Genomic DNA, 13,442 nt, shown 5'->3' with positions numbered 1-13,442 from the left:
GCGCAAAGCGTTATTCCTCTCCCGGCGCCTCGCCGTCGTCGGCCTCCTGCGCCAGCAGTTGGCGTTTACGTTCAACCCCCCAACGATAGCCCGACAGCGTGCCGTCGCTGCGGACCACCCGGTGACAGGGGATAGCCACGGCAAGCAGATTGGCGGCACAGGCGCCGGCCACCGCCCGCACCGCACCGGGTGCGCCGACGCGCTCCGCCACCTGGCGATAGCTTAGCGTCTCCCCTGGCGCGATGGCGCGCAGCACTTGCCACACCCGCTGCTGAAAAGCGGTACCGCGAATGTCCAGCGGCAAATCGAGACCGGATCGCGGCGCGTCGACAAAGCGTATGACCTGCGCAACCCGCTGCTGATACGCCGCATCGCTGCCCAGCAGCTCCCCGTGGGGGAATGTCTCGCGCAGTTCCCGCAGTAGCTGACCGGCGTCATCGCCAAGCAAAATGGCGCAGATACCGCGTTCGCTGTGGGCCACTAAAATCTCACCCAGCGAACAATGGCCAACGGAAACGTGAATGCGCATCCCTTTGCCACCGGCGCGGAACATGGCAGGTGTCATCCCCAGCGTCTGCTCCGCCTCGCTGTAAAAACGGCCGCTTGACCGGTAACCGGTATCATACATCACGCCGGTAATGTTCTCGGCGCCCGCCAGCGCCTGACGCATGCGGCCCTGGCGACAGCCTACCGCATAGGCATGCGGCGTGAGGCCGGTCGCGGCTTTAAACACCCGGTGAAAGTGGCTGGCGCTCATGCCGGCCTGCGCCGCCAGCGCATTCAATGCCGGCGGCGTCTGTGCCGATTCAATCTGGCGGCAGGCGCGCGCGATGCGCGCCGCATGATCCGACGCCCGCGACGGCAAGCCTTGCCGGCAACGTTTACAGGGGCGAAAACCCGCCGCCAGCGCACTATCGCCGTCGCTGAAGAAACGGACATTTTCCGGCCGTGGCCGGCGCGAGGCGCAAGAGGGCGAGCAGAAAATGCCGGTAGTGACGACGCCATATACAAAGGTGCCGTCCGCCGCCGTATCCCGACGCTCAATCGCCTTCCAGCGGGGATCATGGGTTATTTCATCTACCGGCACATTCGTCGAAGCCATCGTTTTCTCCCGTGTCAATGTCGCGGCCGCAACCGGCCCTTACCTGTCATCAGCATGCCACGTTAGTTAAGGGAAGAAATACCGGATCTGACTTTTTAATTCGACTAAAGGGCACAGGGACCCGCGGGAGGCAACGCCGTGCGCGCCACGATCGGCCCAGAGTTATCGCGCGCACTTGCCCGGCCTGCACGCCCCTTTTGCAGGCGCTATCGGCAACGATGGCCGGGTGGATACGCCGCACTTACCGGTTTAACGCCCAAGCGGCCTGACCAGGCTAACAAGGCTTGCCGCGAGAAAAGGGTTCGTCCGAGCTAGGGCGCCTCGCGGCGGGCAAAGGCGCCCCGTGCGGGCTTACAACGCCTCGTCGCGGGCCAAGGCGCTCCAGGCTACCGGCTATGCGTTGTCATGGTCGCTTTTGTTAGACACTGATTGATGGTCTCAATCAGTACGCCCGTGCCACAGCAGTTTTCCTCATGATCCGGCGCATGACGTCGGTTGATCAGACGATCGTGCGGACAGCCGCCGCGACACATCGTAAACCATTGGCAATGTTTCATTGCCTGACGGGCATGCCTCGCTTCTCTGGCCGCCCGACGGTAATGGGCGGCGCTGTCCAACAGCGTCGCTAAATCATTATCGATCAATGAACCATAATTATTATTTTTCATCCCGACATATTTATCGCATGGCGTGACGGTGCCGTTTGGCTCAAGCGTAATGACCTCGCGCGCGCAATCGCCGCTCCAATAGCACGCGGAAAGCCGGGCGGTCGGATGGCTCAGCACCCGGATAAAATCCTCAAACATCGGAATGGCAATCACCGTGCGATAGTTTTGCCACCATAATAAAAACATCTTGCTCAAAAACGCGATGAATTGCCGATAAGTAATATACCCCTCTCCCGGGTCACCGTTTGGCGTCAGGCGATTATCGGGCACGATATTGAGGAATTCGATATTGGTCAGCGCTATTTGGCGAAAATATTCCAGCATAGCGCGCATGTCGCTATGGTATAGCTGGCGGTCCACGACGATGAGCGCGCCATAGGGGATCCCGCGTTCGCGCAGTCTACCGATGGTTTCGGCCACGCGCGCAGCGGTGCCGCGACCGCGTTTATCCAGCCGGCGCGTGTCGTTAATCGCCGGCACGCCGTCCAGGCTGATGCCGACGCTCATGCCGATGGCTTCAAGAAATTGCAGCCAGGCGGGCGAGAGGCTTACCGCATTGGACTGCATGGAATTGGTGATGACATCCCCCGGCTTGCGGAACTGCTCCTGCAGCCAAATCAATTTCTTGAAAAAATCGGGTCTTAGCATGGTCACCTCGCCGCCGTGCCAGACGAATTCAAATCGATGGATGTCCGGCAGCGTCAGGATCCGCCGCAGCGCCCTGGTCAACACGGCAAACGACATGGTTTGTTCCGGCCCTTCGGCCCAAGAATGGCAGTAAGTACAGCGTAAATTACAGCATCGGGTGGCCTTCAACACCACTACCAATTTACCGCAGCCTAGCGGCTTTGCGCACGGTGAAATTTGCCGCTCGCGTTGGTAGAGGGCCCTTTCATCGCGCGTTAGCAGTTGTTCTGCCGGTAGCCGCCCGATCATATAAGCCGCGAGATCGCGATAGTGGTTTGACGCCATTTTGGCGAACGGGGGATCCAACGAGGCCTGGGTAATATCCTTTACCGGTATGATTCCATTCATGATGGGCCTTCCTTATTGTCGGTCAGTCGATATAGCCGTCCCTCATCATGAGAACACGGCTGGCGTAGCCCGCTGCGTCATCGGAATGGGTCACCATGATAACCGTGGTACCCTGCCGATGGATTTCGCGCAGCAGCACAAGCACGTCGCGGCTGGTTTTACTGTCCAGATTGCCGGTGGGCTCATCCGCCAGAATCAGCGGAGGTCGGGAAATCATGGCGCGGGCGATGGCCACCCGCTGTTGCTGCCCCCCGGAAAGCTGAGCGGGGTAGTGCTGAGCGCGGTTTTGCAGTCCGAGAGATGCCAGCGCGGCGGCGACCCGTTGCCGCCGCTCCGCCGCCGGCACGCTGCGATATTTCAACGGCAGCGCGACGTTTTCTTCCACCGTTAGCGGACTAATAAGGTTAAACGATTGAAAGACATACCCTATCAACTGTCGACGCAGCGTCACTTTCTGCGCGTTACCGAGACCGGCGGCATCATGTCCCGCCAGCACCAGACGCCCCGCATTCAGCGATTCAAACAGACCAATAACGTTCAACAGGGTCGTTTTCCCTGATCCCGATGGCCCCATGACCGCGACAAACTCGCCGGCCGCCACCGATAGGCTCAACGTATTCAACGCCAAGGTTTTGATGGTCCGCGTCAAAAAAAATTTTTCAGCGTTTTCAATGCAAATCATGTCACTTAAACTCAATAAGGTTGTTTTTTTGGTACTGGTTGTTGGCGAAAGCAACCACCTGCTGCCCCTCCTGCAGGCCACTGATAACCGCGGTTTGTGCCCCGCCCGTCGGCTTGATCGTTACCGCCGTCTTAACGGCGCGCCGCCGTTGCGCATCGCTCACGAACAGCCTGGCCTGACCCTGTTGGTAGAAAATCGCCCGCGATGGCACCAGCAGCGCCTCGTCCGCAGCGGCCAGCGCGAGCCGCACCTCCACGGACTGACCGCGCTTGAGAAACCGCTGCAGCGGCTGTAACAACACCAGCTTGGCTTTGAATTTACCGTTATCCACCATGGGAGAAACGGAATCGATGACCAGTGGGATATCCGCATCGCCGCTATGCGCCATCACCTTCATGCCGCGGCGGATCTTATCCAGATAATATTCGCTGAACTCGGCCTCGAAGTGATAAGCGGCCAGATTGTCGATCACCGCCACTTTTTCGCCGGGCTTTATCTGCTGACCCGGTTTGATGTCCAGCGAGGACGATAAAATGCCGTCAATAGGCGAAGTCAGCACTAACTGATCCAGCCCGCCCTTGATGAGGCCAACCAGATTGTCCAGTTGACGAATAGATTCATCAATCTCGTGAATCTGCACCGGCAGCATTTTGTCCTGAGCCTTGCTGTGCTGTTCAAATATGGCGTAGTTGGTTTTCCAGTGCTGCAACTCATCGAGCAGATCTTCATAGGTTGCGCGGGCAATAGCTGATTTTTCATGCAGCTGCCGGCTGCGCTCGATGTTACGGGTAATTTTCAATACGTTGTAATAGGACTTTTGCAGATCCACCTTGGTATCGCGGGTGTTGCGTTCCAGCAGCATACGCATATTGCGCAAATTGTTGATTTGTTCAGTTGCGCTGGCGATACGCGACGTGACATCCAGAACAAAATCGTAATTAGCCAGCCGGGCTATCACGTCATTCTTTTTCACCGGATCGGAGGAGGATTTGCAGATCTCCACCACCTTGCCGCCGCGTTCAGAGGAGAGGATCACGCTTTCATTGGGGATCGCGATAGCGCGTACCACCAGCATATCGGTATAGGGCTGCCGCTGGACGGTATGAAAGGTTACCTCACGGCGGGGAACCGTCAGCGCGCCTTCCCGCGACATAAGCCAATACAGCAGGCCCAGAATCAGCAGAAACACCAGCACGGCGCCGGCGGTAATCCAACGTGCCCGCCGATGTATGCCGCCCGGTTTGTCGATTTTGATATCCATCAGCGCCCCTTAGCCGAAACCGTGCCGTCGATGCCGCGCACCATCCGCCACAAGCGTGAGCGACATGACCGCCACCACGCCAAGCGCCAGCGCCAACAGCGCGGCGAACGCCCAGACATAGCACAGACTCGTCACCCGTTCGTACTGCGCCAGCCAGCGATTCAGCAGCGCCCATCCCGCTACGCCGGCTGCCGCCAGCGATAATGCCAGCGGCACCCCATTTTGCTTTAAGAAATAGACAAAACCGGTATAGGTCGATCCCCCCAGCGCCTCCATAATTGCCAATGTTTTCGCCAAGCGTCTCGACTCAGACTGGCCGATAATCACGGCGCTTAGCAGCATCAGCGACAGGCTGAGCAGCGCCACCAGCCTGATGATATGCTGCATCAGGCGTCCGTCATGGAAATGCGCCGCGTGCAGCTCCGCCACGGTCTGCATGCCGTCGGGAGAAAGCATTTGCTTTGCCAGCACCTGCTTGGCCCGTCTCATCTGGTCCTCGTTGTCCACGCGCAACGCGCCATACTGCTGCCGATCGTCGGTAATGAAAAGCAATAGCGGCTGCGGCTCGGCGCCAAGATCGCCCAAATAAAAGTCATCCACGACGCGCTGTACGCGCAGGGTGAAAGGTTTGTCGTCAATTTCGGCATAAAAGGGCGCGCTGAGGACTTCATCCCAGGTGGCAAAGCCCATCTGCCGCGCAAACGCGCGGGTCGCGATAACGTGCAGCACGTCCGGCGCCTGGCTGGCCGTCAGAGCGCCACTGCCGCCCAGTGTCTCTAGTCCCCAAACGTCGGCAAAATGGCAATTGGCGTACAGGGCCGCAGTGGCGGTAAACGCCTGTTGGCGCTGCTGGCGGCCGTGGCGCACGGTCAGGCTGCTGCGCGACATGTCAAAGGGGCGCCAACTGCTGAGGGCAATGTCACCGCTGCCGACTTCCCTTCTCAGCGCCTCCTTAAGCCGCGTTAGGGCGCCTGTGGCCGCCACAGCCTCGTTCAGCTCGAAAGTCAGCAGTCCATTGACGCGATAGCCAAAATCCGCCGTGCGGACATAGTGATACTGCGCCACCACCCCGGCCCAGGCGGCGATGATGACTCCCGAGACAAACAGCTGCAGCATCAGCGTGGCGCGGTTGGTATACCAGGCGACCACCGTTTCATAGCGATTGACGGCGCCGCCGCGGCACAGCACGAACAGGAAAAAATAGGACAAATGGGAACACAGTACGATGGCGACGAGAACAACGGTCACCAGGCCGAAAGCCGCCGCAATGGCCGTCCAGGGCTGCGTCAATAGCAATGCGGCGACCTGCTGCGAGGCCGCCGTCAGCCACAGCAGCAACAGTGCCGATACTATAACGATGCTCAGCAACTGCGGCAGCAGGGAGGCCAGCGAATCACGCAGCAATTGGCTATCCGCAGCGCCCAGGGCGCGCCTTATATACAGCCCCTTCCGCTTGGCCGCGTGAAGAATACCATTGAGATTGAAGAAGTTAATAAGGGTGGTCACCAGGACAAACGCACCGGCCCCGTAAAGGGTATACAGCAGCGGGCGGGAAATCACCGTCGCTATCTCATCGGCGTAGCCGCCATCATAGTGCATGGCGTCGATCGGGCGGGCGCTCAAGTGAATAAACTGTGATGGCGTAAAGGGCGCACCGGGCAGTGGGGGCGCATGGCGCCGCACGATCTCCCGCAGCAGGCCATCATCGGGCGGCGCGCGGGTTTGCATCCTGGCAAAGGTATAAACCTGGGTGCTATACCAGTCCCCTCGTCTGGCGTAATACGCCTCCATCAGCGACGGCGAAAAGGCAACCATCGCCTGCATCACCAGGCTGGACGCGGGCTGCGGCTGGACCACCCCTTTAATGATAAACATCCCCTTCCCCGCCAATTGGACGGCTTTGCCTACCGGCGTCTCAAACCCCAGATACCGTCGATTGAATTCGGGAGTGATATAAATTTCATTTTCCCGCGGCGGGGTGATTGCCTGCTGAAAAGGGTTTATCAGACCGAGAAACTCGGGGCTGACGGCAAAAAGTTCCACCCGGGGAACCCTGCGCTCCGCAGTCTGAATATCGCTGAAGAAACGGTAGGCGAAACCGACGGCTTCCACCTGCGGCGCACGTTGCAGCACATCCGCCAGCGGCAGCGGGACGCGGGCGGAGCGGATAACGTCACCACCGGGAACCGTAAAGCGGGTTTCGATACGATACAGTCGGTCGTACTCGGCACTGAAACGATCTGTACGCTGGTCCTGCAAAAACAGCAGCAGGACTAAAAAGGCGCAGACAAAACCAAAAGCGGTAATAACCACCGCCAATAACGCACTGACCGGGCTTATTTTGATATCGTCAAGATATTCTTTCATTATCATTTTCGTTTCCGGTCAGAAAAGCCGAAGTCAATATAGCGAAACACACCGGCAGCCCATTATTAACCGACCTACCAAAGCAGCCGAATCGGAAATCACACCGATACCGGCTGGCATATTTTCGTTTGAATTAACGCGTTGCCGTTAGGCACAATTTAAAAACGAAATGACCAGTTCCAGGCAAGGTATTGCCGTTGACCGGCCCGCTGCTCCAGCGCATGTAAAACCTCATCGTTGACGGCCAGCCCCGGCGGGTCAAATACCGCCGAAAAGGCCATCAGCCGCCGTTGCAACCTTGAGGGTTCCCCGCCAACGGGGGCAATGGGCGCAAAACTCTCCATATCGACCTCCACGTACGATTGAGTAAATAAGGATGATGGATGCCATTCTTACTAACAACTTTAGCGCCATTTATTCTTGATAAAAAATTAAAAACCGTCAATCGCGCGCGCCTTTTTAACACAATGATTGAACCTTAGTTTAAGGTTGCTACGTTACAGCCTTAAGAAATATCATATTAACGCCAGATTAACGCAGTTATTAATCATATTAAAACAAACCATTAATTTTGAATTCATTGATATATTAATGGTATTGACATTCGATGATTAACAGGCGAACCGAGGAGTGGCCTTGCAGAAATAGCGCTGCTATCATCGGCGCGCGCGACGGGCATGTCGCAGACGCGCACCGCCGACCTCGCGCCGACCCTCCTTAGCCATCAATCGGCTCCCGCTTGCGGTTTATGCAGCGCGCGCGCCAACAGAATGGACGGCAGGTGATCCTCAATCCAATCCGTCAAGGCCGCGACCTTGAGGCTAACCTCGCGCCCCGGCTCGCTTAATCGATATTCCACGTGCGGCGGCACCACCGGCAGTGAGCGGCGCACGACCAAGCCATCCTCTTCCAGCAGCCCCAAGGTCTGCGCCAGCATCTTTTCGCTGACGCCGCCGACTTTGCGCCGCAGTTGACTAAAACGGAGCGTCTCCTGCCCCAGCGCGAGCAGTACTAACACTCCCCAGCGGCTGGTTAAATGTTTCAATACCGTCCGGGAGGGGCAGTTGGGGTCAAGGACATCCCCCCGCTGCATACGCGTTGCCAGTACGCCGCTTGGCGTGTGGATTTCGGTCATCATACTTACCTTTTTGTATGTACTTACTTTTCGTTAGCATAAGCGATATGCTGTTTTTTTTCACCTGAAAAGGAAGATAATGATGATCGCTATTACCGGCGCTACCGGCCAGCTTGGCCGTTTGGTTATCGATGAACTGCTCAAAAAAATGCCCGCCGCGCAGATCATTGCCCTTGTGCGCTCGCCGGCGAAAGCCGCCGATTTGGCTCAACGGGGCGTGCAAATACGGCAGGCGGATTATGGTAAGCCTGACACACTTATCGCCGCGCTTAGCGGCGTAGAGAAACTCCTGCTGATCTCCTCAAGCGAAGTCGGCCGCCGCGTCGCGCAGCATGCGGCGGTTATTGATGCCGCCAAACGGGCCGGGGTCGATTTGCTGGCCTATACCAGCCTTTTGCATGCGGACACCAGTCCGCTGGGCCTCAGCGAGGAGCACCGCGCTACCGAAGCGCTGCTGGCGGAATCGGGTCTGCCTGTCGTGCTGCTGCGCAACGGTTGGTATAACGAAAATTATGCCGTCGGCATACCCGCCGCGCTGGCGCACCATGCGGTGACCGGCACCGCGGGGGACGGCCGTATCGCCGCGGCGGCGCGCGCCGACTACGCCGCCGCCGCCGCTGAAGCGCTAACCCGCGACGGGCAGGCGGGGAAAATTTACGAACTCGCGGGGGACAGCGCCTGGACGCTCGCCGAACTGGCGGCGGAAATAAGCCGGCAGTCGGGCCAGGAAGTGAACTATGTCAATCTGCCGCAGGCGGACTATCAGGCATTGCTGGAGCAGGCGGGTCTGCCGGCGCCGTTGGCGGCAATGCTGGCGGATTCGGAAAGCGGTGCCGCGCGCGGCGGCTTATTCGATGACGGTCGGCAATTGAGCCGACTGATAGGCCGTTCCACCACGCCGTTGACGACCCTTGTCGCACGCGCGCTTGCTAAAGGCTAACGGCACGGGGCAGTCATCCTCAGGCGGCCGGGGTGACCGCCCTCCCTGGTGAGGGCCCTCGACGTAGGCGGCCGTTCAGAACGGCCGCACCACGATCAGCACCACGCTGACCACCAGCGCCAGCACGGTGAAACCGCAGGCGTAATTCAGCAGCCGCGGCGCCGCTAGGCGGTTCTGCGCCAGCCCGCGACGCAGCGCGCCGGACTGCATACCGTGCAGCGCCGATAACATTAGCACAAATAGCCCCTTTACCAGCAGCGAGGCCGAAGGCGGCCAACTGCCCATCAAGGTCATGCCGATGCCGGTGAGCCAGGTCAGGATCATCGCCGGCAGTACCACACGTTGATTCCAGCGCTGCACGGCATTGATAAGGGCTATGAGCCCGGCACCGTCCGGCGCGCGGCGCCAGGCGTTCATCACTACCCCCAACATACACATACCGCCGATCCACAGCGTCATGCCGACGAAATGCAGCGATTTCAAAAACATAAACAGTGTCATTTTTTCTCCTTCGCCGGTCTCTGACAGACGGCCGGTCCGGCTTCGCGCCGTTTAACTGGGCTTACATGTTAAAGCGCCCGGCGGGGTCGAGGTGCCGGGCGGGATCCGCTCTGCTGCGCCTGCGCCAGCAGGAAGTAACAATGAACTTTACAGGGTTATCCGGCCGCCGGCGGGCTCATTCTAGCGGCAGCGCCGTCCGCCGGCAAGGCGATAACGCCCACCGCCGGCAGGGAATTCTCGGCGCCTCCGACCGGTCGCCTTATGTTGATACCGCCCCGCCCAACGGCGACACACTGAAGCGCGGCGCGGGAAGATTGCATCCGTCACCACACCACCCTTATAGTTAGCAGAATAATCATATAGCCGAGGAACGCGTGATGAGAGTCCTGTTCGCCGCGCCAGAAGATGCCTGGGGTGGGATATATGCCCGCTTTTGCCAGGCGCTGCCCGAGATGGAATTCGTTGCCGCCAGCGATTTCCGTACCCTTTCCCTTGCCAATTTCGATGCCATTATCCCCACGATGACGCCGGTGGATGCCGCGCTGCTGCAAAGCGCCGATCGGTTGAAACTGATTCAGCAAGTGGGCGCCGGACTGGAAGGGGTGGATATCGCCGCCGCCCGGGCGCGCGGTATCTCGGTGGCTAACGTCCCCTCGGCGAGTTCCGGCAATGCTGACTCCGTTGCCGAGCTGGCGATTTATCTGATGCTGGGTCTGGCGCGCAACGCCGCCGACATTCCGCGACAGCTGCATCTGCGCCAGTTAGGCCGTCCCATCGGGCAGGGTCTGATGGGCAAAACCGTCGGGCTCGTCGGATTGGGCGGTATCGGTAAAGCGTTGGCCCGGCGGCTAGCGGCGTTCGGCATGCGTATAATCGGCATTAAGCGCACCGTAGATGAGGCGTTTGCCGCACGCTATCAGCTAGACTGGCTCGGCACGCTAGCGGAGCTCCCCACGCTGCTAGGGCAGGCGGATTTTGTCGTGCTGAGCCTGCCGGATACGGCGCAAACCCACCATCTTATCAATGCGCAAAGCCTGTCGTACTGCAAACCCGGCAGCTTTCTCATTAACGTCGGTCGCGGCGGTTTAGTGGAAAAGCACGCGCTGGAACAGGCGCTCATCAGCGGTCAACTGGCAGGCGCCGGCCTGGATGTGTTTTGGCAGGAGCCGCCGGATCCGGCGGATAGTCTTTTTCAACAGAATGTGATTGCCACGCCGCATATCGGCGGCGTTACCGACATTTCCGCTGCCGGTAATATTCAGGCGGTATGCGATAATCTTCGGCGTTTGCAACAGGGTGAACCTCTATGGTATTTGGCCTGAATGGCGGTGCCGCGCGCAACCATAAACAAGATGTTGCGTCCCTATAGCGGCGGTTTGGCCGACAAGCGACAATACTTAGGGCTGGCCGTTGAAGGAGAGTCCGATGAGTACCGAAATGCTGGCGCTGTTACTTGCTGCGTTGCTTTGTCTGCTGCTGCCCCTGGTTTACTCCTTTTTATACCAGCGTCAAGTGGGCGTTAAAGGCACGATGGGCAACCGCGAAACGGTTGCGCCGCCCACGGGGGCCGCCGCGCGCGGGCTGCGGGCGCATCAAAATCTGCTGGAGAATTTGCTGCCCTTCGCCATCGTGGTGCTGGCGGCGCAACACCTGGCGGTAACCAACGCGTTGACCGTCGCCGGCGCGCTGCTGTTTTTAGGCGCGCGCGTCGTTCATGCGCTATGTTACCTGTTCGGGGTTACGGTTATCCGGTCCCTGGCCTATTTGGCGGGCCTTATCGGCACGTTGATGATCGGCTGGCAGTTATTCTAGCCGCGACGCTCGCCCCTTAGTTTTGCCGCTAACGGCCCAGGCCGTTCTACCGCAGCCGCGACGCCTGCCTTTCTTGGCGCTCGCGGCCTCATCCCTTCGCAGCCGCCTGCTTAAAAGGGTCGCCCCCTAATTTTTGAACCGCTGTTTCTTTTTTAAAAAACCCTTTTTTTATATTTTTGACGTTGATCGCCCTTCTCTTTATCTGTTTGCCACATCCTGTGCAACTATGGCAATAACGAGAAGGTTTGCCCTCCCCCCCGGCGCTACTTTGAGGTATCGCATTATCGGCGAATACCCTCAGATCCACCCAATGCTGTCATCAGGGGCATAACGATCATGAAAACACGCACGATAGGTTTACCCAATTACCTGGCCTATGGCTCAGGTGACTTTCTGGGAGCCGGCACCACCGCGTTAACCGCCGCCTGGCTGCTCTATTTTTACACCACCTTTTGCGGTCTGACGCCTATCGAGGCGACCTTTATTTTCGCCACCGCCCGCGTGCTGGACGCCGTCGTTAGCCCATTGATGGGGTATCTGACCGATAACTTCGGCAACACCTGGCTGGGCAAGCGCTTTGGCCGGCGCAAATTTTTTATTCTGCTGGGGATCCCCTGCGTATTTAGCTACACCTTCATGTGGGTCGGGGATATGGGGTTCTGGTATTACCTGCTCACCTATTTGCTGTTCGATGTGGTGTACACCATGATTCTGGTGCCTTATGAAACGCTGGTGCCAGAGATGACGGACGACTTCAAGCAGAAAACCAAATTCTCCGGCGCGCGCATTGCCCTGGCGCAACTTTCCGCTATCCTGGCCGCGTTTTTGCCGGGTATTTTGTTGTCCCATTTCGGCAAAGATAACGCCATCTCCTTTTTCTATGCCAGCCTGGTGTTCGCCATTCTTTGCGCCCTGGTCTTGACGCTGGTTTATCTGTTTACCTGGGAGCGGCCGGAAGAGCTGAAATCGGAAGCGGTGCGGCAGCAGGAAAGAGATAAACAGCAGCTTACGTTAAAACAAAGCCTTAAGCGGCTGCATGTCGAGTTGACCTCCACGCTGCGTATTCGTATCTTCCGCCAGCATCTGGGGCTCTACCTCGGCGGTTATATCGCGCAGGACGTGTTCAACGCGGTGTTTACCTATTACGTGGTATTCGTGCTGATGCAAAGCGCTACCGTCGCCTCCAACCTGCTGGGAGTCATGGCGATTCTGCAATTTGTCGCCGTGATCGGTATGATCCCGCTGTGCATCCGGTTCGGGCCCGCGCCCTCCTATCGCTTGGTGGTCTCGCTGTTCGGTCTGAGCGTTATCGCCTATTCCGTCCTGTGGTATGCCGGCTTAAGCGATATCTATGCGCTGCTGCTGCTGGTGTCGGCGATAGCCGGTCTGGGACGCGGCGGCATCAACTATGTGCCCTGGAATATCTATACCTACATCGCCGATGTGGATGAGACTATCACCGCCCAACGCCGCGAAGGCATTTTCGCCGGTATCATGACCCTGACCCGCAAGGCCTCTCAGGCCGGCGCGGTGATGCTGGTCGGTATCGTGCTGCAATTGTCCGGCTTCGTTTCAGGACAAAGCCAGCAGGCGCCGGAAGTGGCCCATACCATCATGGCGATCCTAAGCGTCGGTACCCTCATCGTGCTGGCCATCGGCTTTTTCATCTCGTTACGCTTTAAACTCAACCTGGAAACACACGGCGTGCTGGCGGCGGAGACGCGCAAAATGCGCGACGCCAACCGTTTGGTACCGGAACACATTACGCCGGAGAATAAAGCCATCGTCGAGATGCTGGCGGGCATGAAATATGAGTATTTGTGGGGGAATAACAATATCGGCTATCTCAACCGGCATAAGCAGGCGCCGGTAAACGAAAGCGCTTTTGTTCCCCTGCACACCCCGGATTCAGAGAAACGATAAACTGGCAGGAAAAGAT

The 13,442-nt window shown here is 58.4% G+C and carries 12 protein-coding genes; 4 read left to right on the top strand and 8 right to left on the bottom strand.

The genetic code is table 11. The annotated features are described in order from the left end of the window. Nucleotides 1-10: 10 nt before the first annotated feature. The 7 genes from ada to SANT_RS02825 all read right to left on the bottom strand — a co-directional run bounded on the left by ada (nt 11) and on the right by SANT_RS02825 (nt 8,208). Nucleotides 11-1,102, bottom strand: a complete 1,092-nt coding sequence (gene ada / locus SANT_RS02855; protein ID WP_025420792.1) for a bifunctional DNA-binding transcriptional regulator/O6-methylguanine-DNA methyltransferase Ada — start codon at nt 1,100-1,102, stop codon at nt 11-13. 386 nt (nt 1,103-1,488) lie between these two features. Next, the gene (gene darE, locus SANT_RS02850) at nt 1,489-2,805 is read right to left on the bottom strand and encodes a darobactin maturation radical SAM/SPASM protein DarE (protein ID WP_025420791.1); all 1,317 of its coding nucleotides are present in this window, start codon (nt 2,803-2,805) and stop codon (nt 1,489-1,491) included. A 22-nt stretch (nt 2,806-2,827) separates the two neighbouring features. Next, nucleotides 2,828-3,487: an ATP-binding cassette domain-containing protein gene (locus SANT_RS02845; protein ID WP_025420790.1), complete on the bottom strand. Its 660-nt coding sequence runs from the start codon at nt 3,485-3,487 to the stop codon at nt 2,828-2,830. 1 nt (nt 3,488) lies between these two features. Further along, on the bottom strand, nt 3,489-4,748 hold the full coding sequence (gene darC, locus SANT_RS02840; protein ID WP_025420789.1) for a darobactin export ABC transporter periplasmic adaptor subunit: 1,260 nt from the start codon (nt 4,746-4,748) through the stop codon (nt 3,489-3,491). A 9-nt stretch (nt 4,749-4,757) separates the two neighbouring features. Continuing rightward, nucleotides 4,758-7,121 carry a darobactin export ABC transporter permease subunit gene (gene darB, locus SANT_RS02835; protein ID WP_025420788.1) on the bottom strand — a complete coding sequence of 788 codons (2,364 nt, stop codon included), beginning with the start codon at nt 7,119-7,121 and terminating at the stop codon, nt 4,758-4,760. Between the two features lie 152 nt (nt 7,122-7,273). After that, nucleotides 7,274-7,459 (bottom strand): hypothetical protein, encoded by a 186-nt coding sequence (locus SANT_RS02830; RefSeq protein ID WP_025420787.1) that lies wholly within the window; start codon nt 7,457-7,459, stop codon nt 7,274-7,276. 380 nt (nt 7,460-7,839) lie between these two features. Further along, a complete protein-coding gene (locus SANT_RS02825) occupies nt 7,840-8,208 on the bottom strand; it encodes a winged helix-turn-helix transcriptional regulator (RefSeq protein WP_398459993.1) in 369 nt (122 codons plus the stop codon). Between the two features lie 124 nt (nt 8,209-8,332). Here SANT_RS02825 and SANT_RS02820 point away from each other — a divergent pair, with 124 nt between their 5' ends. Continuing rightward, complete coding sequence (locus tag SANT_RS02820) at nt 8,333-9,190, top strand: SDR family oxidoreductase (protein WP_025420785.1); 858 nt, start codon at nt 8,333-8,335, stop codon at nt 9,188-9,190. A gap of 75 nt (nt 9,191-9,265) precedes the next feature. Here the strand turns inward: SANT_RS02820 and SANT_RS02815 are convergent, their stop codons facing one another. Further along, on the bottom strand, nt 9,266-9,691 hold the full coding sequence (locus SANT_RS02815; RefSeq protein WP_025420784.1) for a CopD family protein: 426 nt from the start codon (nt 9,689-9,691) through the stop codon (nt 9,266-9,268). A gap of 377 nt (nt 9,692-10,068) precedes the next feature. Between SANT_RS02815 and SANT_RS02810 the strand changes: the two genes are divergently transcribed. From SANT_RS02810 to SANT_RS02800, 3 genes are all read left to right on the top strand, one after another. Further along, complete coding sequence (locus SANT_RS02810; RefSeq protein WP_025420783.1) at nt 10,069-11,013, top strand: 2-hydroxyacid dehydrogenase; 945 nt, start codon at nt 10,069-10,071, stop codon at nt 11,011-11,013. A 103-nt stretch (nt 11,014-11,116) separates the two neighbouring features. After that, the gene (locus tag SANT_RS02805) at nt 11,117-11,503 is read left to right on the top strand and encodes an MAPEG family protein (protein ID WP_025420782.1); all 387 of its coding nucleotides are present in this window, start codon (nt 11,117-11,119) and stop codon (nt 11,501-11,503) included. A 336-nt stretch (nt 11,504-11,839) separates the two neighbouring features. Continuing rightward, nucleotides 11,840-13,426 carry an MFS transporter gene (locus tag SANT_RS02800; RefSeq protein WP_025420781.1) on the top strand — a complete coding sequence of 529 codons (1,587 nt, stop codon included), beginning with the start codon at nt 11,840-11,842 and terminating at the stop codon, nt 13,424-13,426. Nucleotides 13,427-13,442 lie beyond the last annotated feature (16 nt).

Source organism: Sodalis praecaptivus, assembly GCF_000517425.1.
GTDB lineage: Bacteria > Pseudomonadota > Gammaproteobacteria > Enterobacterales > Enterobacteriaceae > Sodalis_A > Sodalis_A praecaptivus.
This window is presented reverse-complemented; position numbering and strand designations above follow the sequence as displayed.